The organism is Paenibacillus sp. 1781tsa1 (genome assembly GCF_024159265.1).
In the GTDB taxonomy this organism is placed as follows: Bacteria; Bacillota; Bacilli; order Paenibacillales; family Paenibacillaceae; genus Paenibacillus.
Map to the genome: position 1 here is coordinate 834,172 of NZ_JAMYWY010000001.1, position 26,031 is coordinate 860,202.

Genomic DNA, 26,031 nt, shown 5'->3' on the forward strand with positions numbered 1-26,031 from the left:
ACAATGTAGGTACACAGTAACCGCTAGGGGATGATGATGAAATGCAGCTGAAAAAGCTAAATGATAAAAGCATTGAACAACTATTTGAGGCTATTTTGACGCTAAAAGATATTGAAGAGTGTTATGTTTTCTTTGATGACCTCTGCACAGTAAACGAGATCCAATCCATGTCCCAGCGGCTGGAAGTGGCTCGTATGTTGGGTAAAGGCAATACGTATAACCAGATCGAAGCAGAGACAGGTGCAAGTACAGCTACAATTTCACGTGTCAAACGCTGCCTGAATTACGGCAATGATGGTTATAAAATGACGCTGGAACGCCTGGGACGCTAACATGAAGAAGCCGGGTGTACTCATCATCAGTCACGGTTCTCAGGAGCAGACCTGGGTGGAATCTGTCGATGACGCGATCTCCCGGTTGAATCTGCCTATTCCATTACCCGTTGAAGCCGGTTTTCTTGAACTTGTGGAAGGACGCCTGATTCAGGACGGTATCGACCGACTGGAAGCACAAGGCGTAACCGATATTCTGGTCGTACCTCTATTTGTTTCGTCCGGGAGTACACATGTGGATGAAATTGAATATGCCATTGGTGCAAAGGAAACACCTGATCGCGAAACGGATCTGGAACCGTTCCATGTGAAGGCTCGGGTTCACTTCGGTTATCCAGTGGATAACGATCCGGATATTGCCGTGATGGTGTGGGACAAAGTCCGATTGCTGTCGCAGCAACCGGAGGAGGAAACGATTCTGCTTGTAGGGCATGGGAGTATTCATGATGGTTTTCGCGAGCGTTGGGAAGCCGGAATTTCTTCCCTAGCAGAGCTTGTGCAGGAAGTTAGTGGTGTAGCCCATACGGATTATGCGTTGCTGAATCCGGAGAGTGTGTATAACAAAGTGAAGTACTGGAGCGAAGAGCGGGGGAACCGAGTCATTGTGGCGCCGCTGTTTTTGAGTGCCGGTTACTTCACGAGGAACGTAATCCCGGACCGGCTGCAGGAACTGAATTATAAGTATAGTGGTGAGACACTGCTGCCACATCCATTGCTTGGGCAGTGGCTGGAGCGCCAGATCCAGATTTTGCTGGATAGATGTAATGAGGTTGAAGCTTCTTCTTGAAGTGATCGCTTTGGCATAGGTGTGTGATCACATCGCTCGCAGTAATGTCGCATCAATTGATTTGAACTCCATAGCTTCATAAACAATCAAACCACGTCGAAGGACGTGGTTTTTGTTTGTTGTAGATCACTTGATAGAGATTGGGCTATCCATTAATGGGTGCGTGCAAACTGAGATGCAGCTCCAGTAAACCTATTAATTGGTCAACGATCTCCTCAGCCGGGTAAGGCATGGAATTCATAATCCACCACTCCAGGAGACCGACTGCAGCGGAAGCAAGAAACTGTATGGTAATCTCTTTTTTCATACCCTCCTGAATGCCACAGGCATCCATCTGTTCCTCCACTCCCTGGACCAACAATCCCATCAACTTGCTACGGAATGCCGGAATACCTTTTTTGGTTAGAAGTGTAGTATAGGTAGAGGCATGCTGTTCCAGATAACGGAAGGTTCGAAGCAGCGCATCCTTGGCCGTAACGGGTGTTGCAGTAGAGCTTTCGATCATACAAGCATCCAACAACTGCTGCAAATAGGTCTCAATGCATTGATCCAACAGGTCGAATTTGTCAGCGTAATGCAAATAGATGGTTCCCCGGTTTACATTAGCCCGATCAGCAATATCGTTTATCGTAATTTGCTCAAAATCCTGTTCCTCCAGTAACCCCACAAAAGCTTCAATTATCGCCTTTCGTGTCTTGAGTACTCGTCTGTCCATGGCCCCTCCTATGATGGTTTTCAACAATAAGGAATCATTCGTTGATTATTCAACAAAAACGGATATTTTAACGATTGAAGCACAGTAGGTGCTTTGTTACTCTTATTTTATCAACAAATGTTGATAAAACAACGATTATTTATAAAATATGAAATTGAGGGATAACCTAATGAAAATATTAGTGTATGGTGCGGGGGTTCTAGGGAGTCAACTGGCACACGTACTGGTGCGCGGTGGCAATGATGTCACTGTTCTAGCTAGAGGGAAGCGAGCAGAGGAGCTGGAGAAGGATGGAATCGTCATCCGGCATATGTTTCAATTCAAAACGACAGTTGATCAGGTTCGGGTAGCCAGAACGTTGGAAGTGGATGACCATTACGATCTGATTTTTGTTGTCATGAAATATAATGATTTTCCTTCTGTGTTACCTATTCTGGCAAACAATCAGAGCAGCAATATTGTGATTGTGGGAAACAACGCAGATGCGCGAAGCATGCAAAATTTTTTGGAGGAAAACAGCAGGGTGGCAAAACAGGTCGCGTTTGGATTCCAGGTGAGTGGAGGGAAGCGGGAAAAGGACCGGATGTTATCGATCGGTGGAGGCAGCGGACAAATGGTGATTGGCAGTCTAGACGGAGAGATAGGCTTTAAACCTTTGCTGGATCAAGCTTTCCAACATGTAAAATACAAGTTGAATGTTCTAAGCGATATTGATGCCTGGCTGAAAAGTCATATTATCCCCATTCTGATGCTGAATGCGGTGAGCTTTAATGAGAAACGTGAGTTGATCAAGTTGGACGGGAACAGAAAACAAATTCAACTTATGATTGGGGCGATGGATGAGGGCTCCAGCGTGCTTGAGGCTATGGGCATAAAGATAATACCGGAGATGCAGGCTAAACTGATTCGCAAGCATCAACGGATGTTGTACCTTCTGTTGAAGATCTATAGTGTGCTTCCAATTCATAAGCTGATTGCGGGTTCTTTTGGAGAGATTGAGGCATTAAATAATGCATTTAACGATTGGAAAAAGACAACAGGCATCCCGACTCCCCATTGGGACGTACTGAAAAGAGATTTTACTCCGCTGAAATGAAGTGTTGCTCATTGACACAATACCGACTACAATAAAACCAACTAATGAAATAGGAATAAGGTGATATTCTGATGCGGGAAGTGCCCATGCGCTATGTGAAAGCGAATCAGGTCGGTATTGTATTGTTTGTTTTACTTTCGTTTGTGTTCAATCCACTGGTAGTCCTGGGCGCGCTGTGGAGCATTCAGGTGGTTGGCCTGGCTTCCGGTGGCAAGCTTAATCTGTTTGTGCAAATTGGGAAAGTTGTGTTGACTGGTAAAGGGACAGAGACTCAGGCGGTGGAGCTGCAGCGATTCAACAATATTCTGGCCGTGCTCTTCCTGTCTCTGGCACTCATTTCCTCCTCACTCGGCTGGACGGTCGCAGGTTATTTATTTGCTGTAATGCTTCTTGCAGCTGCAAGTGCCGCCCTGGTGGGCTATTGTGTGGGCTGCACGGTGTATTTCTGGTACAAACAGCTGCGCGCAGGCAGAAAAATCGGATTTTGAGGCTGGCTGAAGCGAGACGGAGTGATACGATGACCAGAACGCCCGATACTTCGAGTAAAGAGAGCCATATTCCGAGGAGTTTTCTTGCGGCAAGTTTTCAGCTGAACCTATAGCGATCGTGATACGATCACTTCATCATGAAATCCCCTTCAAGTGAACTGTTCACTTGAAGGGGATTTTTTTACCTAAACCATGCCTTGTTCAGATTGTTCGTGAAATTGTTATCGTTAAAAGGTACGTTGGCACTGCCAAAGTCTGTAGTATTGAGCGCATTTCGTGCCGCAGAAGTCAGGTCGTCCCATCCGATTAAAGGTTGTAATCCCCCAACGGTGTTGGTAACGCCAAGTTCATGGTTCAGCGGCCAGGTACTATTATAGGAAATCAACGGACGGTTACCTTGTGTATTGGTATTGCTCGGTGTGACGTTGGTGAACTGTCCGTGACCGGAATAGGCGATGGAGAGGATCTGGGGATTGGCTACTGCCGGATTATCTACCCACACGACGATACCTTCCCAATCATGACGATGGCCAAGTCCGGAGGAAGGGGAGTCTTTGGGAAAATACCACGAATACATGATGGCCCACACCCCATTGTGCCAGGCGGAGCGGGAATAGATCTGTCCTGTACTTGAGCTACAGTTTCCATTCGATGACCCGGACGTATTCAAGCCAGCACTGGTATTGCCCTGTTGATCCACTGCGGGGAAAGGTACACAACCATGATAGACTTTCAGAAAAGGCTGAAAACGCTTGGCTGCTTGTTGTGTCACGGTAACTGGGGAGATTTCCTGAAATCCGATAACCTGATCATGGTTAATTTCTGCTGCTTCAACAACGGTGACCCAAGGAATGCATGCCATAAGAAAAACCAGTAGTATTAACACGATTTTTTTCATTCATAATTCTCCTTTAAGGGTATGATGTGGTGTTAAGTTGAGGGTGCACTAAGACTATATTGGAAAAAGGTTTATATTATTTATCTTTTCATCTTAAGATTTGTAAATTTGTAGCATATCCTTGTCATATCAGATGAAGGTATCGAAACCGAAGACTAATTCCTGCCCAAGCGGGCAGAATGGTTGAATAATGAAACTATTTTACATAAAAGGTAGTGGGAAAGATTCAGGACTGGTGCATGAGGTTTACTGGGTAATGGATGGATTAGTAGGTACCTATATGAAAAAATATACTTATGGATTAGAGGCTAGGACATCTTTACATTTGATGATATGATAGGAGTTAAAGGCTTTGGAATGAGACGGAATTCCTGATGCATAGATATAGGTAAGACGAAAGATTAGAGCAGAATGAACGGAAGTTCATTATTGTGTAAAAAATATGCCCTTTTGTGGACTGATGCAACGTAAGAATATGAGGTCGTTTAGACTCATGGATAATGTGGAATAGGTGGCGTATGAGATGAAAAAAGCTCGCTTAATATATAATCCGACCTCAGGCCGGGAAGAAATGAAGAAACGTCTGGCTGATATTTTGCAACGTTTGGATCAAGGTGGTATTGAAGCTTCTTGTCATGCAACAACGGGTGAAGGTGACGCAACCCGGGAAGCTGAACTTGCGATTGAGCGCGGATATGACATGATTATTGCTGCTGGTGGCGATGGCACGTTGTACGAAGTGATTAACGGTATGGCCGAGCGGGAGAACCGTCCTCCGCTGGGTGTGTTTCCTTTGGGAACGACGAATGATTTTGCACGTGCACTGGGTATTCCGAGACAGTGGGAAGATTACGTGGATCTGGTCATTAACCAGCAACTTCGTCCACTCGATCTGGGCAAAGCGAATGATAAGTATTTTATCAACATCGCCGGTGGCGGCTCATTAACTGAACTGACCTATGAAGTACCGAGTCGTCTGAAAACGATGATTGGGCAACTGGCCTATTATATGAAGGGTATTGAGAAAATGGCGAGCCTGTCTCCACAGGAGCTGATTATTCGTGCCGACGGTCAGGAAGAGATCCATGATGAATTCATGTTATTCCTCATCGCCAATACCAATTCGGTCGGGGGCTTTGAAAAGCTGGCTCCAGGTGCCACCATTGATGATGGTCTGTTCGATGTGATCGGTGTCCGCAAATGTAATCTGGCTGACATGATCCGCCTCGTAACGCTCGCGCTGCGTGGGGAGCATCTGAACGACAAGAAAGTGGTTCATTTCCAGACGAGTCATATGGAAGTTACCTCGCCGGGTTATGTGCAACTGAACCTAGATGGAGAGTTGGGCGGCACGCTGCCAGCTACATTTACGAACCTCAAGCATCATCTGCAATTGTATCGTTAAGAATGCGGGGGCCGGGGCAATGTGGGTTGCTTGCGAAAAGCAATGTTGATCGCTTCAGAAAAGCTATGATGTTGCAGCAGTGGTTGCACAGTATTTCATAACTGTTGAGGAGAGTTGGATTGAGCTCTGCGATAAGGCGAGATGGAAGTGGATTTTCCAGTTGCCGTGTAGGGTGGGATCGCGTATAATCTCATGTGGTCACCATGTGTTTAGCTGATAGAGGTACATTGTGGTGATTGAGTTAACGTGACAGCGAACAACGAATATTGAACGGTGAAAGTTAAAAGTGCTGTTCTTGTTTGATGGTATTGCAATGTGATATGCCGTGCTGAATATAGCAGTTTGGTCGAGTGTTGGCGGCTAACGAACTCAGAAAGCCTTAAAAGTGGCGAAATCGCCGGAGCTACGAATCTAACGAATCTCAACGTCGTTATTTTGGAGGAAATGATCTAATAAGGTCGTAAAAGACCATCTGAGGTTGAAATAACGTTTCTGAAGTTCATTAGAAATTCGGAACGTTATTTTTGATGTGAATAAGGTAGCCAGATTCGTTAGAATCAGGAACAAAATGAAAAATGAGATTTTTCCCTCGCCTGCACAGGCAGGGTACTATATAAGAAGAAAGAAGTGAATGTACGTTGTCTAATACGAACCGCAGCGGTCGTGGAAAAAACCGCCGGAATTCGGCTGCCTCTCAGGGGCAAGGGAACGCTTCAGCGTCCCGTCAGCCAAGTCAATCATCTCGTCCATCACCACGTCAGCAAGGAAAAGAGGTGCGGCCACAAGGCGCATCTCTTTCTGCCGTTCGTCCAAAGGGGAGAGCGCGTGAATCTGCACCAATCGAAGGACTACCCGTTAGTAAAAATGAAGAGACTGTCATCGACATCATTGGTATGAACCATGACGGTGAGGGCGTAGGTCGCGCGAATGGATACACGCTCTTCGTGCAGGGTGCACTTCCAGGTGAAACCGTACGTGTTCGCGTGATGAAAACCAAGAAGCAGTACGGCTACGCCAAACTGCTGGAGATCGTGAAGGCCAGCCCGGATCGTGTGTCCGCGCCATGCCCGATCTACGATCAGTGCGGAGGCTGCCAGATCCAGCATATGAGCTATGCCGGACAGCTTGCGTGGAAACGCCAATTGGTAGTCGATAATTTGCAGCGGATTGGCAAGTTGAACGTGATGGTGGAGGATGCAGAGACGTTGGCATCCAATGTGCAGGATGACGCTTCAGTTGGTGATGCGAATCAGACAACTGAACTGGCTACTTCTGAATTGCAAATGATCGGCAGCAATCGCATTCGCCTTCGTCTTGAAGGTGTCATGAACGAAGAAGATACGGAGCAGGGCATTCGCGTACTGCCTACCATGGGCATGGACGAGCCGTGGCGCTATCGCAACAAGGCACAGGTACCGATCGGTGCAGCCGAGGGTGGATTGGTAGGAGGATTTTACGCTAAAGGAAGCCATCGGATCATTGATATGGAGAGCTGTCTCATTCAGCATGAGCATAATGACGAAGTGGTTGCGAAGGTTAAGGAAATCGGCAGCCATTTTGGAATCAGCGCGTACAACGAAGAGACAGGCCGCGGTCTGCTGCGCCATGTGGTCGTGAAGAAGGCGTTCCGTACAGGCGAGATGATGCTTGTTCTGGTTACGAATGGTCGAGACATTCCGTACAAAGACGAATGGATTGGCAGTATCCGTGAAGCCATTCCGCATGTGGCGAGCATCTGTCAGAACGTGAACAAGAAACAGACCAACGTTATCTTTGGCGATGAGACCCGTGTCCTCTGGGGCCGTGATGTAATCTATGATTATATTGGTGATGTGCAGTTTGCCATCTCGGCACGTTCGTTCTACCAGGTGAATCCAGTGCAGACGGAAGTCCTGTATGGCAAAACGGTAGAGTATGCCGGACTGACCGGCAAAGAAACCGTAATTGATGCCTATTGTGGCATCGGTACGATCTCTCTTTTCCTCGCGCAACATGCGGATCAGGTGTATGGGGTAGAGATTGTGCCTGAAGCGATTGAGGATGCTCGCAGCAATGCGCTCTTGAACGAGATGCGTAACGTGAAGTTTGAAGTTGGCGCATCCGAGGACGTTATCCCGCGCTGGAAAGAACAAGGCATCGAGGCTGATGTGATCGTAGTTGATCCACCGCGCAAGGGCTGTGATCCACGTTTGCTGGATACGATTCTGGAGATGAAGCCGGAACGTGTGGTGTATGTGAGCTGTAATCCGAGTACGCTGGCACGTGATCTGCGTGTGCTGGAGGATGGTGGCTATCGGACGGTTGAGGTGACGCCAGTGGATATGTTCCCGCATACGGTGCATGTGGAGTCGGTGGCGATGCTCAAATGGAAGGGGCAGGACTAATTCCTACGCCTCTCGTTGTTCCAACTTCCTTATGGATTGAGGACGGGAAATATGTAATGTATGGCTTTGATTGAACCGTCTTTAATCACTTCGATTTTTTGAATAAGTCTTTGAAGTGCCTGCTTAAAGACTTGTTGACCTTCAATTTGAAGTTCGTTGAAGCGGGATAATTGCTTTATATAGGCACGGAGTTGTTCTTCCGTGTCTTTTTTGTACCTTTAATACTAGAAACAACCAGATGACGAATGGAATTCCAGAGGGCATCAACGGGCTTTTCAAAATTGTTGACAATTGGCATATATGTAATTATATTTAATATATCAGGCACTTATTACTGTAAATCAACTAGTGTAAACGCTCTCTCAGCAAAATTTTACGCAATATAGTTTTCCCCCATCAAGGAAGAAAATGGAGAGTTGATGGTGTACTTAGTCCCGGTTTTGTACACGCACTGTCCATTTACGAGTGACATTCATCGTAGTTTTGTAGAGCATTTTCAGCAACGCTTCATTGCTTGGGAAAATGCTTTTTTCTTTAGGCTTTGCGATGTTGACGAAGGAACCCTCAATTATTTCCGTCGTTGTATCCTCGCGTCAAGCTTTTTATGCCCTGCATCGTGTCATACTCCGCCTCCAGCATGAATTGCAGAATCTCTGCATACAACTATGCAAACAACTCTTTCAGTGCAAATTCACCTTGTACATCGTTATGAACTTATTCTTCTTCACAATACTCTCACTTGCTTATCACATATAGTATCCTCTTTAATCGGCCTTTTTCTAAAGATTATCTAACGGGGGAAACATGATGTCTAATTCAATAGAATTGATCTTGAGAAACGAAATTTTTGCTGAGCTGGACATCGAGTATCCGGAAGATCACGATACCCGTTTGTTGGACCAAGGGATCGATTCAGTAGGCTTCGTCAAGCTTATTGTTTTAGTGGAATCGAAGTTTAACATCTCGATCCCTGATGAAGATCTGTTATTTGAGAAGTTCTCCACGGCTGGATTAATTCTTAATTATTTGACTGAGAAAACGCTATGATGACGATCATTCAGCGTCTATTTCTGGAGGCCTCTGATCGCCAAGATCATATTATCCTTGAAGATCTAAACCAGCAATGGACTTACGCAGAGGTGATGACAGAAGCTTATTTGATTGCTTTATATATCCACAAGAATTTTGGGCTTGAGTCCGGAAGTCATCTTGCATTATACACAAATAATGAGCCCTTGTTCATTTTTGCGGCCCTTGGCATTCAATTCTGCGGTTATGTATTAATACCGGTTCCTTATTCGGCATCCAATACTGAAATTGAAAATATTTTAAATGCCAGTGACGCCAAATTGGTTATCAGCAAATCTGCACAGCCTGCGCATTTAAATTGCGACATTCCTTGGGTTACCGCTCAGGATATATCGCAAGAACCAATGCCTTCGTTCGAATCGATCTCGTTAACCAATCAGTCCGATCCCAATCAATGTGCGATTCTCCTTCCTACATCAGGCACAACCGGAAAATCTAAAATCGTTATGTTGTCCCATTGGAATGTATTAACGAATGCGTTGGCACATGGCGGAAAGGTGGGGTATACGGATCAAGATTCGTTTCTTGTAACGATGCCCGTTCATTTCAGTTCTACGATTGTCACGCAATTGATTTCTTGCATGTTATATGGAACCCGAATTAAACTGATCAGCTTGCCCTTGCTGCCGCGCACAGCGTTTAAACTGTTTCAGAATAAGGCGGTCACGGGATTCTCAGCGGTGCCTACGCAATTGATGCACTTTGTTTCCGATTTCCATCAGACAAAGAACTGGAGTGCCTTTGATTCAATTGAATTTATTGTAATTAGCGGTGCGGCGATTCCCGCGAAATTAGTAGACCATCTTCAGACTGTATTTCCTCACTCGGACATTATTCAAACCTATGGATTGACCGAAGCTTCTCCGCGGGTGAGCATGATGGAACGGGGAGAGCGCAGCTTATCCTGTGGATCACCCATAAATGACGTTTCTATTCGTCTTGTCGACGAAGAAGAGAATGAGGTTGAAGGAGCAGCTATCGGAGAAATTTGGGTCAAGGGCCCGAATGTGATGCTCGGTTATTACAAAAACCCGGAGTTAACGAACGCTACCATTGTTGAGGGTTGGTTAAAGACAGGAGATTTGGGATATTGGAATGAATCAGGATGTCTTATACTCACAGGCCGAAAGAAGAATATCATTATATCCGGCGGTATCAATATCTATCCAGAAGAAATCGAGGAATTTTTGTACGGCTTGAAAGAAGTGGAGGAGGTCATGGTTGTTGGTGTACACGATGACCTGTTAGGTGAAGTACCCATCGCATTTCTGAAAGTCTTTAATAATTGCCTGGTTGATATAGATGCGCTGACACGACATTGCAAATTGCATTTGTCATCGTATAAAGTGCCTAGACAATGGAGGATTGTAGATAACATTCCAAAAACAAAGACAGGAAAACTGGACAGAGCAAGTACGAAGCGCTTATTGCTAAATGAGATATACTGATTCGGAATCCTTAAGCATTTAACCAAATAACCAGGGGTGAACGAAGGTTGAAGAATTCAACTCAAACATTGGGCAGAAAAATATTGCCGGTCAGTTATCCGATGATTACAACCTATACGCAACATGCTCATCTCTTGTCGATCCTTACCCATTACGAGTGCGCACACCCATGGATATATAGCAATTATATTCAATTATTTATTAACAAAGATTATAAACACCATTGGGGAGATTTTTATTTCCCTCTGACTTATGAGCTACGCCCATCGGATGGGTGCAAATGGATTACTACTCAAAAGATACATAGAGATATGGTAACTATGAAATGGGACTCTGTTATTCATTTTATTGTAGAAAATATTAATGCTAATAACTATGTCCATACCATGATCAATTATTTCTACGTGCCCCTAAGCGATCGCTACAATAAACTTCAATTGCATCATGACATATTTGTTTACGGCTATGATTTGGATAGAGAGAGATTGTATGTTTCCGATTTTTTTAAGAACGGGGTGTATAGTCAGGCTGAGATATCATTTACTGATTTCAATCTTGCGTTCGACAAGAATCATCTAACAACGAATCATGATTATCTGAGAGAAATGGTTTACCTGTATACATTCAATGATCAATATCAGGATAAATTCAGTGCAGATACCCTAGTGAATTCGATAAGAAATTATTTCACTAAGAAAACGCCGGAGTATTGGGAGATGTTTAACTACGGGGGCGACAGGCATAATCTTGACTTCGGCATGCAAATATACACAACTCTATATAATTATGTGAAAGAGACATCGGAACATAAGGCTATGCTTGATATAAGACCCTTTCATTTACTTTATGATCATAAGAAGATGATGACACTAAGATTCAAGTACTTGTACGATAATCGGCATTTAATTGAATTAAATCAAGAGCATATAGATGAATTCACAGCTATTGAACTTAAAGCAAAAATCCTTGTGAATCTAGCGATTAAATATAATTTGACAAAGGATACAAGTATTTCCGAAAGTTTACAAACGCTGATTACGAATATAGAAAATGAAGAATCCATATTCCTTGAACGATGGCTGAAGAAGGTAGCTATTCAGTAATGTTGAGGGAGCAGATGATGTCAGTTGTGGATATCTCTTCTTGCACCCGAATAGAAGCCTTAGCGCGAAGCCCGTGGTGATCCGGGCATATTTATGGAAGGAGTGATGCCGGGATTATAATCGTTGGGAGACAGCGTGTTGAGTAAGCCAAACCGTTGCTCTTGTATTACAACAAACGTTTGCTGACAGCCTATTGCCTTCTTGTCTTTCAACGATCCGCATTGCTTCAAGCGCTTTTTCCGGCACAACCACAACGGATCCACTCACCTCAAGAATCTCTCCTGGTATTTAACCCAACATCTTGTGACTCATGCATAGAACCAAACCTGTTTCGATTGAATTAATCGTGGTTTCACAAACCTTAAGCAAGGGGGAGGATCATAATATTCATTGTATTAACAGGAGTCGCAGGCTTCATCGGTTCCAACCTCGCCGAGAGGCTGCTGCGGGAAGGCCATACCGTTATCGGCGTCGATAATTTTCTGACCGGGTCTACTGTCAACATAGACAATCTCTTACGGTCGCCAAATTTCAAGTTTATCGAGCATGACGTCATTTATCCGCTCTCAATTGAAGGCCCTGTCGATTGGGTGATGCATTTTGCCAGTCCTGCCAGTCCGCCCAAATATTTGTCCTATCCGATCGAAACGATGAGGGTCAACAGCGAAGGGACGATGCATCTGCTGTATCTGGCCAAAGAAAAGCAGGCTGCGTTCTTCTTGGCTTCAACAAGCGAGATCTACGGTAACCCAACTGTTCACCCTCAGCCGGAAAGCTACTATGGCAACGTGAATTCGGTTGGAGCAAGAAGCTGCTACAACGAAGCGAAGCGGTATGCAGAGGCGATTACCTACGGGATGAACAGGAAATACGGTATACCGGTAAGGGTCATTCGGATCTTCAATACATTCGGACCGAAGATGGATTTACATGACGGACGCGTGATTACCAATTTCATTAATGAAATCATGTCCAAGCAAAACCTTACGATTTATGGCGACGGCAGACAGACGAGAAGCTTTCAGTATATCGACGATTTGCTGGAAGGGATTGTGAGACTGCTGAGCACCACGTATGAACAGCCAGTCAATTTGGGGAATCCGGAGGAAGTCACCATACTTGAAGTCGCCCAAATATTGAAGGAGCTAATGAAGTCCAACGCGCAGTTAGAGTTTCTCCCGCTGCCGGAAGACGATCCAAGGAGAAGGAAGCCGGATATTACCATTTCAAGGACGATTATGGACTGGGAACCGGCGATCAGTTTGCATGATGCACTCGCTAGAACGATCCATTATTACCAGGGTCAATATATCCATTAAACGGGAGGTACCTATGCAAGAACAGATCATAGCGATGATAAGCGAAATCAAGGATGACGCTGAGCTGGCAAACAGTTTGAACGAGCATTCCAACATCATGGAAGACGGGGGATTGGACTCTTTACAGCTAATTACTTTTGTATTAAATGTGGAAGAGCGTTTCGGTATTGAAATCGATTTTGAACAATTCGACTTCAATCTTATGGAGTCGGTAACGACCTTCTGCAATTATATCTCGGAGCTGCAGAAGACAACGCCTGTATGAACGATAGACGCAAGTTCGAGCTCATTATCGGGACATTTGATGCGGAACGCTTCTGGCGCGACCCTAATCTAGCCAAACTGCCGTCGTTTCATGATCCTGAAATGGAGAATATCGTGATGGCCATGGATGAGCTGCTCTTCCCATTTTGCGAGGCGCAGGATAGGCTCATTACTCGCTATCGAATGAACGTTTGCCATAAAGCGTATTTGCATGAGATCGGATTTGAATTTATTTCCAATTCAACCGATCTCGAGAGTCCTGATGTAGGAAGCGCAGGCAGAACCGCCAATATCTTCGACCTGCTCACATCAGCCGATCGAATGGGTGACATGGATATTTACATGCTGGACGGCGCCCGATTGTCGCCCTTTGCCGTCATTCCGGGGGCGGATCATACTGCAGCGCGTTACGGGCTGAAACAGGATTTTCCAGCTGTCGATACGGTTCAGACTGTCAATTCGAAGCTGTATTCAACCGAATTGAATCGTCGCCTTGATCTTCAGTGTGACAGCCAGACGGTCTATTCTCCCGAAGACCTGCTGACAAGCGGCTTGAATTTGCTGAATCAAGGACCCTTCCTGATCAAAGATGAGTTTGGGGTATCCGGGAAAGGCAATTTGCTGATTGAGTCGGAAGCGATTTTGCGGCGAGTCACATCCTATGTCGCCAATCAGTGTAGCAAGGGAAAAACGGTTCGGTTTATTGTTGAGCCGTTCCTCCGCAAGGAATTGGATTTTTCTTGCCAATTCCACATCGATCCGGACGGTACTTATCGACATATTTCAGTGCAGCAGTTGATCAATCAGAATTTCGCTTACCAAGGCTCCTATACAGCAGACGATAGGTTGCTTCATATGCTGCAGGAAGCGAAGTATTTTGATGTAATGAAACGGGCTGCTCGCGAGCTTTATCGGTCGGGTTATCACGGCGACGTATGCGTCGATTCTATGCTGTTGACAGACGGCCGTATCGTTCCGATTGTTGAGGTGAATGCAAGAAGATCGATGAGTCTGATCAAGCATTACATTGACCGCTACCTGAAGAAGCACGACACGGCCGGGAGCATGACGCATGCGACTTTACAGTTTGCATGCGATGTATCATTCGATCAATTGCTTGAATCGCTGGACCGCGAGGGTGTTCTATATAAGCCTGATCGAGGATTCGGTATTTTACCGTTAAGCGCGAATACGCTCCTTATTAACAAAGTCGTCAGTGAGTGCAAGGGGATCCGCAATAAGCAGGTGAAAGGCAGATTATATTATTCGTTGATCGAGGGGGAATGGAATAACGAACGATTGACCGCTAAGGTTAAGGAGGTGCTGTCGTCGTTATCCTTCAAGATCGCCCGCTGATGCAGTCCGAAGCGCTTGAAGCCATGAATGGAGGAAGAAATTTTATGGGTGAGCGGAAAGTGACGATTCTATGCTCGGGTTTCGGTCTGGGTTTCTATATTCCCGGCCTGTTAGCTGCAAGTGATTTCGAGAAAAGGGATATCGCGACGGAAGTGCTCGTGTTCGAAAGCTATTTGGAGCAAGACAAGATGGATCATATTGTAGACAGCAGAAAGGCTTACCACAATAATTTCGCACTTGCCAATTTATCGGCCCGAATGCCGATGGATATACGCGACAGCATTGATTATACCCAGGTCGAGCTATTGCTGGAGGCGTGGAAAGCGGAAGACCGGTACGAATTCATATCGTTATCCGGACACTGGATCTATATTCTGGATTTGTATAGGGAGAAGATGCTGCCGAATCAAATTCATGTAGACCTGCTCTACGTCGATTCAGATCTGGCCCCGTCTTGGAAGAGCTTGAAGAAGTTTCATCCTAGCTATGACGAGTATTATTACAATGCTTGTCTCTATGACACCGACAAGATGGAGATTCGATGCGAAATCCCGGTTCTTCATCATACGCCACTGCCCTTCGACTCAAGGAAGCGGCGGCTTGTTGTTCATGGCGGCGGCTGGGGGATGGGCACATATCAAAGTACAATTCCAGAGCTTGCCGGCCATAACTACGGGCTTGATATCGTAGCTTACGATTGGAAGGAAGCGAAGCCCGATCCCGATCACCGATATTGGATGAATGATCCGGAATGGTGTGCATGGGTGAAGAGTGCGAACGGCCTGCACGAGTTTCCGCCATACATCGAAATAACGGGAGAAGGCACGAAGTCATACGCCGCTGAGGTTGATCATCATTGGTTATTCGATATCGCTTCGGAGGCGATGGCTATCGTGGCCAAGCCGGGAGCGGGCACATTAATCGACTCGCTTGCATCCGGTACCCCTCTTATTTTGCTGGAGCCGTTCGGAAGTCACGAGCTTAGCAATTTGGAATTGTGGGAGTCTCTGGGGTTCGGAATCCGCTACGAGAAGTGGCGGGAGATGGATTTTTCCGTAGAGGTCCTTAAGGAGATGCATCAAGCGATCATGAACAGACCCGGAGAACGAACGAATTATGTGGATCATTATTGTGCGAGAGTCGCGTTAACGAAGGGGTAATATTTCAATGGCAAAAGGGGTTATGCGATGAGCGTAAACAAATTGAGTGTCGTCCAAGATAAGATAAAGACAAGCTATCCGAGATGGATCGTCATGCAGCTGTTGGAGGAATGTAATTTACGATGCAAGATGTGCTATGAGTGGGGACTCGAAGGGCCGTACAAAAGCAAAAAAACGTTAGCGCATCTGGATCCGGATCTCATTAAAAAGATCATCGTCGAGTGCAGCCCGGGCAAGCCATATTACGATTTCTTCGGTGGCGAGCCACTGATGTACCCTTGGCTGGGCGACATTCTCGCCATGATCAATCACTATGGAAGTAAAGCAGATTTCCCCACGAACGGCACATTGCTTGAGCAGCATGCCGAGATGCTTGTCGAGACTGCTCCAAATAAGATCTGGATGTCTCTCGACGGCCCTGAGGAAATCAACGATAAGCAGAGAGGCAAAGGCGTATTCAAGAAAGTAATCAAGGGGATCGAGAAGCTTTATGAGCTTCGGGAAAGCAAGGGCAAGCAATTTCCGAAAATGGGTGTATCCTTTATCATTACGCCCTTGAACTATATGTACGTTGAGGAATTTTTCTTTAAGCATATCGACTTGTCGATGTTGGACCATATCAGCATGGAAGTGCAGCTCTACGCAACGGAAGAGCAGTATGCCCAATATGTGGAGGTTCTTAGTGACAAATTCGACGTGCATGAAGCTCCTTATGCCAAGGGGATGGTGTGGCGGGACACCAGTTCGTTCAGCCAGATCGATATTCCGGAATTGACGAGACAGCTCAATAATGTTAAAGCGTATTGCTTGAAAAACAGCATTCATGTGATCACCTATCCGAAAACGATAGATGAGCAAAATTTGAGCAACTATTTCTCGGGGCAATTCCATCAGATGGCTGATAAACGAAATCGCTGCTCCCTTCCATGGGTTTATGCAGAGATTACAGCAAGGGGCGACGTTTCGCCCTGCCATGCTTTCTATGATCTGACCTTTGGCAACGTGAACGAAGAGAGTTTGCTGGATATCTGGAGTAGTGACAAGTACAAAGATTATCGCGCGTATATGAAAAAAAATATGCTTCCTATTTGTACAGCTTGTTCAAGGTATTATATCTATTGATTCATGTGAATGACCTAATAGGTTTAAGAGGGGTGGTGTTGATATGAATCCGAAATCAGAGATTAAACGTTCCCCAAAGGATTTGCAAATATTGAAACGTACGATCAAGAATACGGTGGAAACCAAGCGGAACATGGAGAAAATAGCGGGTTACGCGACACCGTTGCCAGAGTCGGTCGGGATTAAACTGACGAACCAATGCAACTTGCGCTGCAAGCATTGCTATCAATGGAACGACACTGGCTACCATCACTTTATGACACCGGAGCAGCAGCGGGAACAGCTCGACTACGGGCTGCTGGAGAAGCTGATCCTCGAGACGGAACCAGCCAAGTCGAGACTTTATATCTGGGGCGGCGAGCCGCTCGTATACAGCCATTTCGACCGTTTGGCCGATTTGCTTGAAGCCCATCCTCGTGAGACGACAATCTGCACAAACGCGATGCTGATCGAGCGAAAGCTGGACACCTTGCTGAGAATCTCCGACAACCTGGAGCTGCTCATTGCACTTGATGGATTCGAAGAAGAGAATGATGCGCTTCGCGGCAAAGGGGTATTCAACAAGGCGATCGATGCTATTCGGATGCTAGTCGAGCTGCGCAAGGAAAACCGATTCAGGGGCAAAATTACGATCCATACCGTCGTTAACGATGGGATGACCGACAAGCTTTACGATTTGTTGGACTTTCTGGAGGGCGTCGGTGTAGATATGGTCATGGTTTGCTTCCCGTGGTACATCTCGGACGAGTGCACGCAGGGAATGGATGATTACTTTGACCAGAAGTTCGACTTCCTTCCGGCGAGCGAGCACAAGGGCGAACGAAGCTGGCACGCCTTTAACTACAAGCTCGATCCGCAGCGTATCCCTGCTTTGATGAGCGAGTTGGACCGGGTGAATAATCGGGTCTGGAAAATGCGTTTACGCTACCAGCCGAATCTGGATTATGACCAGATTGAAGATTTCGTGCTCGGCAAAGAGGTGAGGAGTAAAGGCACGATGAACAAGAAGTGCCTGGCTCTCTCGAACCGGATGGACATTACGCCCGATGGAACGATTGTTGCGTGCAAATTTTTCAAGGAGTTCGAGATCGGCAATTTAAATGAAGCGTCCGTACAGGAATTATGGCACGGCATGACCTACAGAAGGATAAGGGAAATGATGGATGAACGACTGACACCGGCATGTTCCAAGTGCAGTGTCTTGCATTTGCACGGTGTTTAACTATTCTACATGAGCATAAATGAGGTGAACCAGTGAGTATTATCCAAGTGGAACGCTTATCCAAAAGCTTCAATTACTACGAAAAAGAATTGGGGTTCAAAAAATCGCTAAAAAACTTAGTGAAGCGGAAATCACTGACCAAAGAAGCGGTTAGCGAAATATCACTTGTAATTGAGCAAGGCGAGATGGTCGGGTTCTTAGGCCCGAACGGTTCCGGCAAAACGACTACGCTTAAGATGCTGTCCGGCATCTTGTATCCGACAAGCGGGCAAGCGACGGTATTAGGCTATGTCCCTTGGGAGCGAAAAAAAGAATTCAAGATGCAGTTCTCGATCGTGATGGGGCAGAAATCGCAGTTGTGGTGGGATTTACCGGCGAACGAATCGTTGTACCTGAACAAATGCATTTATGAGGTCGAGGATAAGCCCTACAACCTTGTCCTGGAAGAGCTTACGGAGATGCTTGGCGTTAAAGATCTGCTCAATATTCAGGTGCGCAGGCTTTCGCTGGGGGAACGGATGAAGATGGAGCTAATTGCGTCGCTCATCCACCGGCCTAAGGTGATTTTCCTGGATGAGCCTACAATCGGACTCGATCTGATTTCGCAGAAGCGCATTCGGGAGTTCCTGAAGTATTATAACCAGCAGACGAAAGCAACGGTCATTCTGACAAGCCACTACATGGCGGATATTGAGGATTTATGCAAACGAACGATCATCATCAATCAAGGGAAGATCGTATACGATGGCGATCTTCGGCGTGTGAACGAATTGTTTCATGCAAAAAAGATCATCAAGCTGCAATTTACGGACGAAGTGCCGAGGCAAGAGCTAAGCGACTATGGCGCTATTATGGAACATGACGGCATGAATGCCGTCATGGAGATCGATAAGCATGACCTTCAGCGGCTTTCCAAGATGATGCTGGACCGGTTCCCGATCCTCGATTTCACAGTGGAAGATATACCTGTCGAGCGAGGCATCGAAAGCTTGTATCAGAAAGATGGGGTCAAACATGAAAGCCTTGCAGAAGTATAAAAGGACGTACATTCTTGCGCTTCAGAATGCGATGGAGTATCGGACCGATTTCTTTATGAGTATTATCAGCGGCGGCTTCATCATTCTCGTCCAATGCTTCCTCTGGACGGCCGTGTTTCGCAGTTCGCCGCAAGAGATTATTAACGGCTATACTTATTCACAGATCATCATTTATTCCGTGTTGTCTGGCGTTGTCTCCAAGCTGGTTTCTGCCGGCTTCGAAGGGGAAATCGCGAATGATATCAAGACGGGTGGACTGAGCAAATTTATCGCTCAGCCCATTCATTATTTCAGCTATCGGATATGCAATTTTTTCGGTGGGAAAACGGTTCAGATCGGGGTCGTCCTTGTCTTATTCGTCATACTGATGATCGTTTTTACTCAGATTTGGGGGTTTCACCTTAGAGGGGTGCAGATCGTTATGTTCCTGGTCAGCATTCTGTTCGGACTGCTCATCAACTTCCTGCTTTTTTATTCGATTAGTGCTCTCGCGTTCATCATTACCGAGGTTTGGGGCGTTTATATCGCGTTCAACCAAGGCGTCTATCTGCTCAGTGGTGCCATCTTTCCGCTTAATATTTTCGGAGATACGTTTGCCAGAATCTCCAGCTACTTACCGTTTCAATATGTCGTATTCTTCCCGGTTAACATCATCAATGGGAGCATGGCGATTCATGAAATCGTGCGCGGGCTTCTCTTACAGGTGGTCTGGGTAATTGCGCTTATGATAATTTCGAAGTTGTCGTGGGATTCCGGGATGAGGAAATATGTAGCCGTTGGAGGTTAGATCTGTGAGTATCAGCTTGACGGAGTTTCGGAAGCATGTACGTATGTTCTTTATTTTCGCAAAGAACAGCTTGGTCGGTTACATGGAATACAAAGCGAATTTCTACTCCGGTTTGATCATGGAGACTGTATTTCTGTTTTCCAAGCTGATCTATATCTTGTTCGTTTTCCAGCTTGGGATCGAAATCAATGGCATTTCTCCTGACCAGATGATGATCTTCACCGGGACCTATACGATTATGATCGCGATCTATACAGGACTGTTTATGGATAACTTTTATAGATTCGCCGGCCATATCCGCAACGGGACGCTGGACTTGTATATGACGAAGCCGCTTTCGCTGCAGTTCATGATTTCATTTCGGCACGTTAACTTCGCGTTTCCGATCCCGAACCTGATCGCCGGGATCACGATGATCGTACTGGCTTGGCGGCGTCTTGACATCGAGCCAAGCTTTATCCACGTGGCCGGATATATCGGCGTGATCTTGAGTAGCACGATCGTGACCTATTCGGTGCTTCTACTTCCGCAAATTCTTGCCTTCTGGACGGTGAAGTCCGGTTCGATCTTCGAAATACTCGACAAATGTTGGGATTTAAACAATATGCCGATGTACATATACCCCAAATGGCTGCGGAGAATAGGGCTGTATGTTGTGCCGATCTTGTTCATCACCAACATGCCGTCGGTTTATTTGATCGATCGATTGGACTTGTTCCTTGGGATATGGATTTTTGTAGCTCCCGTTATATCGCTTATAGTGGTCAGGCTGTTCTGGAAGCTGGCCGTCAAACGCTATGAAAGCGCCAGCAGTTAGAGAAATGCCCAAAAAACAAATTGTTGAGAAGGTGAATCGAATGAGCAGGACGGAGCATGAGAGCCATCCGTTGCAGACAAAGGCTATCGAAAAGAAACGGCTGCACAACGGGATCGAAATCTATCAAAACAACGAAGGCGAGACCGAGTTCCTCTACAACGAGATTTTCCACAAGGAGATGTATTTCAAGCACGGTATTACACTCCCGGATCAAGGCACGGTCATGGACGTTGGGGCTAATATCGGCATGTTCAGCCTATATGTCAGCAGCAAGAGCGACTGCAGGGTATATGCTTTTGAGCCACTGCCGCCGACTTTTAATCTCTTGAAGATGAATACGAGTTCGCTGCCTCGCGTAACGACGGTTAATGTCGGGCTTTCCAATGAGATCAAGGAAGCGGAGTTTGCCTATTTTCCTACGATGTCCACGGACTCTGTCCAGATCAAATACAGGGAGAACCACGATCAAGATCTCCGATACGGGTTAATCAACCATTACGAAGATAATTTCGCTGACCCGCGAATGCTAAACCGCTTTGTCGATCATCTTATGTCGCCGAAGCTTCTGAATGAACAAATCTATCGTTGCCAGCTAACTACGATCTCTGAAATGATCCGCTTTTACGGTCTGAACCAAATTGATCTGCTCAAAATCGATGTGGAAAAAAGTGAGTTCGAGGTGCTGGATGGCATAGAGCCGGAAGATTGGGGCAAAATCAGGCAAATTGTAATGGAGGTACACGGACTGGACGGAGAGCAGATCAGCAGGCTCGAGAACATCTTCCAAACCAACGGCTTCTATGCCGTGATCGATTATTACGAAGATTTGAATATCCCAAATTACTATAATGTGTACGCGTTGAATCAAATGCATACGTCGGCTGGGCGATAGTCATGTTACAGCATCTGCATGCAAGGTTGGTATGCTCCAGCTGCAAGGGCGAGCTGGAGCAGTCGGAAGCAGTTCTGCAATGCTGCAGCTGCGATGCGGTATATACGAACGATGATCGTTACTTATCGATGCTCGACCGGCGAGAACAGGTTGTCCACCCTTCCGAATGGAACCGAAAAGAGGCTGAAATTCGGGATTATAGCGAGATTTCGCACTCCCTTGCGCTGTCCGGTATAGGCCGATTCGCCACCTTCTTGAACTATGGTTACGTCCCGCACGAGAATGAGCAACATGCGGTGCTCGAGCCGGGCGATGCATGGAATAGAAACTCGGTCAAGCTGCTGCTTGAGACAGTGGGCAAGACGGCGATTCGGGAGCGGCAGGTGATCGACATCGGATGCGGCAGGGGAGGGAACATAGCGGCTCTGTCTAAATATTTCAAGCCGCTGTCTATTGTCGGTCTCGACATCTGCCCGGCGAATATTGCCTTTTGCAATGCCAAATCCCGATTGGGTGAATCTTTGTATCTCGTCGGCGATGCGGAGAATATACCGTTTGCTGACGAGAGCTTCGATGTGGTGTTAAATATAGAATCCGCACATGCCTATCCGAACCGATCACGATTCTATGAAGAAGTATACCGGATCATGAGAGTTGGCGGCGTATTTCTGTATACGGAGCTGATGCTGGGAGATCAAGTAGCGCAAAACGTCAGGCTGTTAGAGGAAGCAGGCCTGTCTGTAATCCGCAATCAGGATGTGACTTCGAATGTTCTTCTATCATGTGATGAGAGTGCGAAGCAGCGTACTGGCACACAAGGAATTGCGAATAACGCCAATTCAAGCACGAATATTGGAGATATCCATGAATTCATCGCATTGCCCGGCTCGAAGAAATATGAAGAGATGAAGGCTGGAACGCGGCAATACCGTATGATGAACCTTGTTAAGAGGTAATATAGCCGTGATATCAACAATAATTTTAGGTTAGGAGAAATATTTTATGGAAGAAATTATTTCCCTGGACACCTTTCAGCCCTTCGACGGCATGACGAAAATGTTTCCTCATCATAATTTTCCTTATTTTAATTGCGGCTACAATTTGTTATTAACGCTTGCCAGGTATTTTAAAAAAGATGAGCTGTCGATTTTGAATAATGTCATTACTATTTATAGATTTGATAAACAAAAAATACAAACAAGAGGATATTTCAAGTTAGAGGTGTTGGATCTTGAGGAGGGAGATCAGATCCTTGAGGAAATGGGGATCTCTATTCGTAAAAAATCCCCTGCACTAGATACGTTACAAGATGAGATCATAAACTCCATTTCTAGTGGTCATCCGATTTCCATATTTATTGATTTATTTTATCAACGCGGTAGAGACTTTTACTATAGACAAAAACATGGACTGCACCCTGTTTTTGTCTATGGCTTCAATCTGACGAACGAGGAGATATATACGGTTGATGATATTACAGAATACAGACAATATGCTCTGCCATTTTCAGAATTTAAATGGTCATGCATGACTTCGGAACACGTAAAGATGCCAGACTACTTTTGGGAATATGCGCTAGTGTCCCCCGGTAATCATGAGATCTTGAACAATAAGAATTCAGCACACACAACCATCAATACATTCGTAGAAAATATGTGCAGGTATCAAAATGAAATAACGGAAAGTTTGAATAATATACTGTTGCTCTCAGAAAATTACGAGCTCATTATAAAAAATGAAACGATTATAGAAACACTGAGCAGTACGATTTATAGAAAATGTTCTGAGAAATATAGGTTAAATACTCTCTATAAGTACAACATTGATCATATCAATGCAAAACATACGCTTGACCCGTTATTGGACCAAATTATTCATGACTGGAAGACAGTAAGGATCTATTCGAATAAAGCTATCATGTCCCAAAAGTTCACTGGGGAAATCATAGACAAGTGCATTGGTTTATTTACAAAAATATATACGAATGAAATGCATTTTAATAATCAATTATTTTTAATGTTAAAGGCTTTCAGGTGAAATCACATCTAATATAGCTAGAAATGAGTCGCATCAACAGATATACTGTGCATGTGTCTTTTCATCGTATGAAAACCGCCGTGGACAGAGAAACCATAATTAAAGAGCCGCCCTTTTCAAGGATGGCTCTGCTTCTATCAGTCTTTATAGCCCCTCAATGGTGAGTTGTTCGATGGTTTATATAATCATAGTAGAGTTGATGTTAGTCTGAAATATCCAGTTTATCCGTTTTTAATAATAGCTGTGTGTTGTTCAGTGTTTTCTAATGCCGAGGTAAGACGAGGCAAAGGTATACCTAACTTTTGGGCTTCTCTCACAACTTCAAGTACAGCAAAACTGGACTTACTATTATTGTATTCAATGAAAAGTCGTGGTAAGCTGCCCTTTGCAAAAATAACCTTGTTAAACAGCATGCCGAGAAGTGCCGGTGGGATCTTGGTTAACAGTAGAGTAATCGCGTCCATCTTGGCGCCTCTTGCTTTAAGAACAGGCTTCATTTCCCGCATACTGTTGCCGACATTTGCGAATGAGTCACTGTGATTCAAGATTGCTGGGAAATTTCCCCGTTTGAGCACCTCGGTCTCCATCGCCGCATTCATGGCATAGTGATTCCATAACCAGCTTTGCATATCCTTGATCCAATTGATTTTAAAATTGGCGCTTTCAAATAGTTCTTTGACCTTGTTGTTTATCTGTTCCGTGCCAACCCGTGGTTTTTCCAGAAATATCATTTTTAAAAAGCCGCCCCTAAGCTTATTGTCCTCAATGCCGCCTCCTGCTCCTGGGAACCCAAAGACAACATTGTTCATAGACAGGGGCAAGATTGATGATTTTAAATCCTGCCAAATATTATTGAATATTAGGATCGGGGTGTTACCAGCAGTAGTCGAAAGTATTCTTGCTGCTTCGGGAAGTTGCTCCGTATTGACACTCGCAATAATGAGATCGTAATTTGGGCTTATCTCCTCATGCAGCTTGATTTTCCAGCTTTCTTGGATGAACTGTTTTCCTCTTCGTGCGTCCCACATTTCAAGCGCTATATGACTTCCAAACGTTTCTTTCCTCCCTTTTCTAACGTAAAACTCAACGGTATGCCCTGCCTTCTCTAAAGCCCAAGCGTATTGGGTCGATATTACACCTCTACCGAAAAATAAAATTCTCATCTTAGCCTCCTAATATCCATATTCATCTTTGTTGATGATCCAACAACGTGTTGTATAATGTTATTGTATAGATTCACTATTTGGTCATCAACCATCAGATTTTTAATATTTGTCGTATAATCAATTCAACAGAAAATGGAGGTTAACAATGAATAAGCAACCTGAAATTACGGACAAAACAAGGCAGACATTTATAAATGTATTCTGTGATTTATATTGCCGAAAACCAATCGAAAAGATATCCATTCAAGAGATTGCTAACCAATCAGGATATAATCGGAGTACATTTTATCAATACTTTACAGATATCTATGATTTGTTGGACTGCGTTGAAGAGCGGATTTTGAAATCCATTAAGGAGGAAATGGCAGGCAGAGAGTTTTCTACACATACTATTCAAGATGCACTTCAATGCTTGGAAAATGCAGAGGAAATTTCAGTTCTTAAAGCTGTATTGGGCGAATATGGTTCTGTTCATTTTGTGGAACGCTTGAAAAGAGAAATTCCCTTTGAACGATTGATTATGGATTTTTCAACAGATGATGTCTTGGCACCATACATCATCGAGTTTTACATATCTACATTAATATCTATGTTTCGTCTTTGGATACACAGAGACAAAGATCTATCGTCGGAGGAATTGATCAAGCTGATCGATAGTCTATTTTCAAAGGGGATAACACCGTATCATATCTTTGGCACGGTCAATCCGCAACGCTCTGGAGTGTAGCGATGATGGTTAGTAAAGCTAAACATAAACAAAAGGGGTTCGAGAATGTATACATAATTCTCGAACCCCTTCTTGTCTTCATTAAAATACCATCCATTAATTATAGTAGTCTAAAACTCCCCCATCATCCCGGCGATAATTAATATACGTGCACATTCGCACCAAGCACGGATTTGTTTTGTACGGAATTACCGGATAGATATACCTTTTGCAGATTAGGCAGCTGGCTTAGGGTTTCAATATTGGAAATGGCATTGTTCTCGAGATGAAGTTCTTCCATGTCCCTCCGATTCCATTTGCAGCTCAGCACAAATCATTCTCTCAGGCAATTTTTATAGGAGGGAACGGCTACTCAATGCTGAATATTGTCGATCCAACAC

General features: G+C 45.0%; 26 protein-coding genes and 1 pseudogene. 22 read left to right on the plus strand and 5 right to left on the minus strand.

The window, feature by feature from the left end; all coding sequences use genetic code 11:
* Positions 1 to 41 precede the first annotated feature (41 nt).
* Together NKT06_RS03845 and NKT06_RS03850 are read left to right on the plus strand one after the other, a co-directional pair.
* Positions 42 to 332, plus strand: a complete 291-nt coding sequence (locus tag NKT06_RS03845; RefSeq protein WP_017690665.1) for a YerC/YecD family TrpR-related protein — start codon at positions 42 to 44, stop codon at positions 330 to 332.
* Between the two features lies 1 nt (position 333).
* Positions 334 to 1,119, plus strand: coding sequence for a sirohydrochlorin chelatase (locus tag NKT06_RS03850; protein ID WP_253430108.1), 786 nt, complete (start codon positions 334 to 336; stop codon positions 1,117 to 1,119).
* Between the two features lie 145 nt (positions 1,120 to 1,264).
* Here NKT06_RS03850 and NKT06_RS03855 read toward each other — a convergent pair whose 3' ends face one another.
* Positions 1,265 to 1,834 (minus strand): TetR/AcrR family transcriptional regulator, encoded by a 570-nt coding sequence (locus NKT06_RS03855; RefSeq protein ID WP_253430111.1) that lies wholly within the window; start codon positions 1,832 to 1,834, stop codon positions 1,265 to 1,267.
* Positions 1,835 to 2,003: 169 nt separating this feature from the next.
* Here NKT06_RS03855 and NKT06_RS03860 point away from each other — a divergent pair, with 169 nt between their 5' ends.
* The gene (locus NKT06_RS03860) at positions 2,004 to 2,930 is read left to right on the plus strand and encodes a ketopantoate reductase family protein (protein WP_253430114.1); all 927 of its coding nucleotides are present in this window, start codon (positions 2,004 to 2,006) and stop codon (positions 2,928 to 2,930) included.
* Positions 2,931 to 3,001: 71 nt separating this feature from the next.
* A complete protein-coding gene (locus tag NKT06_RS03865) occupies positions 3,002 to 3,418 on the plus strand; it encodes a DUF4395 family protein (RefSeq protein WP_253430117.1) in 417 nt (138 codons plus the stop codon).
* A 181-nt stretch (positions 3,419 to 3,599) separates the two neighbouring features.
* Here the strand turns inward: NKT06_RS03865 and NKT06_RS03870 are convergent, their stop codons facing one another.
* The gene (locus tag NKT06_RS03870) at positions 3,600 to 4,316 is read right to left on the minus strand and encodes an NPP1 family protein (RefSeq protein WP_253430120.1); all 717 of its coding nucleotides are present in this window, start codon (positions 4,314 to 4,316) and stop codon (positions 3,600 to 3,602) included.
* A gap of 523 nt (positions 4,317 to 4,839) precedes the next feature.
* On the opposite strand from NKT06_RS03870, the gene NKT06_RS03875 reads away from it, so the two are divergent.
* Positions 4,840 to 5,721: a diacylglycerol kinase gene (locus tag NKT06_RS03875; RefSeq protein WP_074093499.1), complete on the plus strand. Its 882-nt coding sequence runs from the start codon at positions 4,840 to 4,842 to the stop codon at positions 5,719 to 5,721.
* Positions 5,722 to 6,359: 638 nt separating this feature from the next.
* Complete coding sequence (gene rlmD, locus NKT06_RS03880) at positions 6,360 to 8,105, plus strand: 23S rRNA (uracil(1939)-C(5))-methyltransferase RlmD (protein ID WP_253430123.1); 1,746 nt, start codon at positions 6,360 to 6,362, stop codon at positions 8,103 to 8,105.
* A gap of 428 nt (positions 8,106 to 8,533) precedes the next feature.
* On the opposite strand, the pseudogene NKT06_RS32000 reads toward rlmD, so the two are convergent.
* A pseudogene (locus tag NKT06_RS32000) lies at positions 8,534 to 8,686 on the minus strand (IS256 family transposase); the annotation flags it as partial.
* Between the two features lie 223 nt (positions 8,687 to 8,909).
* Between NKT06_RS32000 and NKT06_RS03885 the strand changes: the two are divergent.
* The 15 genes from NKT06_RS03885 to NKT06_RS03955 all read left to right on the plus strand — a co-directional run bounded on the left by NKT06_RS03885 (position 8,910) and on the right by NKT06_RS03955 (position 23,758).
* Complete coding sequence (locus NKT06_RS03885) at positions 8,910 to 9,152, plus strand: phosphopantetheine-binding protein (RefSeq protein ID WP_253430127.1); 243 nt, start codon at positions 8,910 to 8,912, stop codon at positions 9,150 to 9,152.
* Positions 9,149 to 10,642: a class I adenylate-forming enzyme family protein gene (locus tag NKT06_RS03890; RefSeq protein ID WP_253430129.1), complete on the plus strand. Its 1,494-nt coding sequence runs from the start codon at positions 9,149 to 9,151 to the stop codon at positions 10,640 to 10,642. Before NKT06_RS03885 ends, NKT06_RS03890 begins: the two co-directional genes overlap by 4 nt.
* 47 nt (positions 10,643 to 10,689) lie before the next feature.
* On the plus strand, positions 10,690 to 11,745 hold the full coding sequence (locus NKT06_RS03895) for a hypothetical protein (RefSeq protein WP_253430131.1): 1,056 nt from the start codon (positions 10,690 to 10,692) through the stop codon (positions 11,743 to 11,745).
* 389 nt (positions 11,746 to 12,134) lie between these two features.
* Positions 12,135 to 13,064 (plus strand): NAD-dependent epimerase/dehydratase family protein, encoded by a 930-nt coding sequence (locus tag NKT06_RS03900; protein ID WP_367399885.1) that lies wholly within the window; start codon positions 12,135 to 12,137, stop codon positions 13,062 to 13,064.
* Positions 13,065 to 13,077: 13 nt separating this feature from the next.
* Complete coding sequence (locus NKT06_RS03905; protein WP_253430134.1) at positions 13,078 to 13,329, plus strand: acyl carrier protein; 252 nt, start codon at positions 13,078 to 13,080, stop codon at positions 13,327 to 13,329.
* Complete coding sequence (locus NKT06_RS03910) at positions 13,326 to 14,684, plus strand: ATP-grasp domain-containing protein (protein WP_253430137.1); 1,359 nt, start codon at positions 13,326 to 13,328, stop codon at positions 14,682 to 14,684. Before NKT06_RS03905 ends, NKT06_RS03910 begins: the two co-directional genes overlap by 4 nt.
* Positions 14,685 to 14,728: 44 nt before the next feature.
* Complete coding sequence (locus NKT06_RS03915) at positions 14,729 to 15,844, plus strand: UDP-glucuronosyltransferase (RefSeq protein ID WP_253430140.1); 1,116 nt, start codon at positions 14,729 to 14,731, stop codon at positions 15,842 to 15,844.
* A 27-nt stretch (positions 15,845 to 15,871) separates the two neighbouring features.
* A complete protein-coding gene (locus NKT06_RS03920; protein ID WP_253430143.1) occupies positions 15,872 to 16,966 on the plus strand; it encodes a radical SAM protein in 1,095 nt (364 codons plus the stop codon).
* Between the two features lie 43 nt (positions 16,967 to 17,009).
* Positions 17,010 to 18,188 (plus strand): radical SAM/SPASM domain-containing protein, encoded by a 1,179-nt coding sequence (locus NKT06_RS03925; protein WP_253430146.1) that lies wholly within the window; start codon positions 17,010 to 17,012, stop codon positions 18,186 to 18,188.
* 32 nt (positions 18,189 to 18,220) lie between these two features.
* Positions 18,221 to 19,225: an ABC transporter ATP-binding protein gene (locus tag NKT06_RS03930; protein WP_253430149.1), complete on the plus strand. Its 1,005-nt coding sequence runs from the start codon at positions 18,221 to 18,223 to the stop codon at positions 19,223 to 19,225.
* Positions 19,203 to 20,012 (plus strand): ABC transporter permease, encoded by an 810-nt coding sequence (locus NKT06_RS03935; RefSeq protein ID WP_253430152.1) that lies wholly within the window; start codon positions 19,203 to 19,205, stop codon positions 20,010 to 20,012. Before NKT06_RS03930 ends, NKT06_RS03935 begins: the two co-directional genes overlap by 23 nt.
* A gap of 4 nt (positions 20,013 to 20,016) precedes the next feature.
* Positions 20,017 to 20,829, plus strand: a complete 813-nt coding sequence (locus tag NKT06_RS03940; protein ID WP_253430156.1) for an ABC transporter permease — start codon at positions 20,017 to 20,019, stop codon at positions 20,827 to 20,829.
* A 40-nt stretch (positions 20,830 to 20,869) separates the two neighbouring features.
* Complete coding sequence (locus NKT06_RS03945) at positions 20,870 to 21,721, plus strand: FkbM family methyltransferase (protein WP_253430159.1); 852 nt, start codon at positions 20,870 to 20,872, stop codon at positions 21,719 to 21,721.
* A gap of 2 nt (positions 21,722 to 21,723) precedes the next feature.
* The gene (locus NKT06_RS03950) at positions 21,724 to 22,677 is read left to right on the plus strand and encodes a class I SAM-dependent methyltransferase (protein ID WP_253430162.1); all 954 of its coding nucleotides are present in this window, start codon (positions 21,724 to 21,726) and stop codon (positions 22,675 to 22,677) included.
* Positions 22,678 to 22,723: 46 nt separating this feature from the next.
* Positions 22,724 to 23,758, plus strand: coding sequence for a hypothetical protein (locus NKT06_RS03955; protein WP_253430164.1), 1,035 nt, complete (start codon positions 22,724 to 22,726; stop codon positions 23,756 to 23,758).
* Positions 23,759 to 23,979: 221 nt separating this feature from the next.
* Here NKT06_RS03955 and NKT06_RS03960 read toward each other — a convergent pair whose 3' ends face one another.
* Positions 23,980 to 24,921, minus strand: a complete 942-nt coding sequence (locus NKT06_RS03960) for a ketopantoate reductase family protein (protein ID WP_253430167.1) — start codon at positions 24,919 to 24,921, stop codon at positions 23,980 to 23,982.
* Between the two features lie 148 nt (positions 24,922 to 25,069).
* On the opposite strand from NKT06_RS03960, the gene NKT06_RS03965 reads away from it, so the two are divergent.
* The gene (locus NKT06_RS03965; protein ID WP_253430170.1) at positions 25,070 to 25,651 is read left to right on the plus strand and encodes a TetR/AcrR family transcriptional regulator; all 582 of its coding nucleotides are present in this window, start codon (positions 25,070 to 25,072) and stop codon (positions 25,649 to 25,651) included.
* Positions 25,652 to 25,790: 139 nt separating this feature from the next.
* Here NKT06_RS03965 and NKT06_RS03970 read toward each other — a convergent pair whose 3' ends face one another.
* On the minus strand, positions 25,791 to 25,931 hold the full coding sequence (locus tag NKT06_RS03970) for a protein phosphatase 1 regulatory subunit 42 (protein ID WP_253430173.1): 141 nt from the start codon (positions 25,929 to 25,931) through the stop codon (positions 25,791 to 25,793).
* Between the last annotated feature and the right edge of the window lie 100 nt (positions 25,932 to 26,031).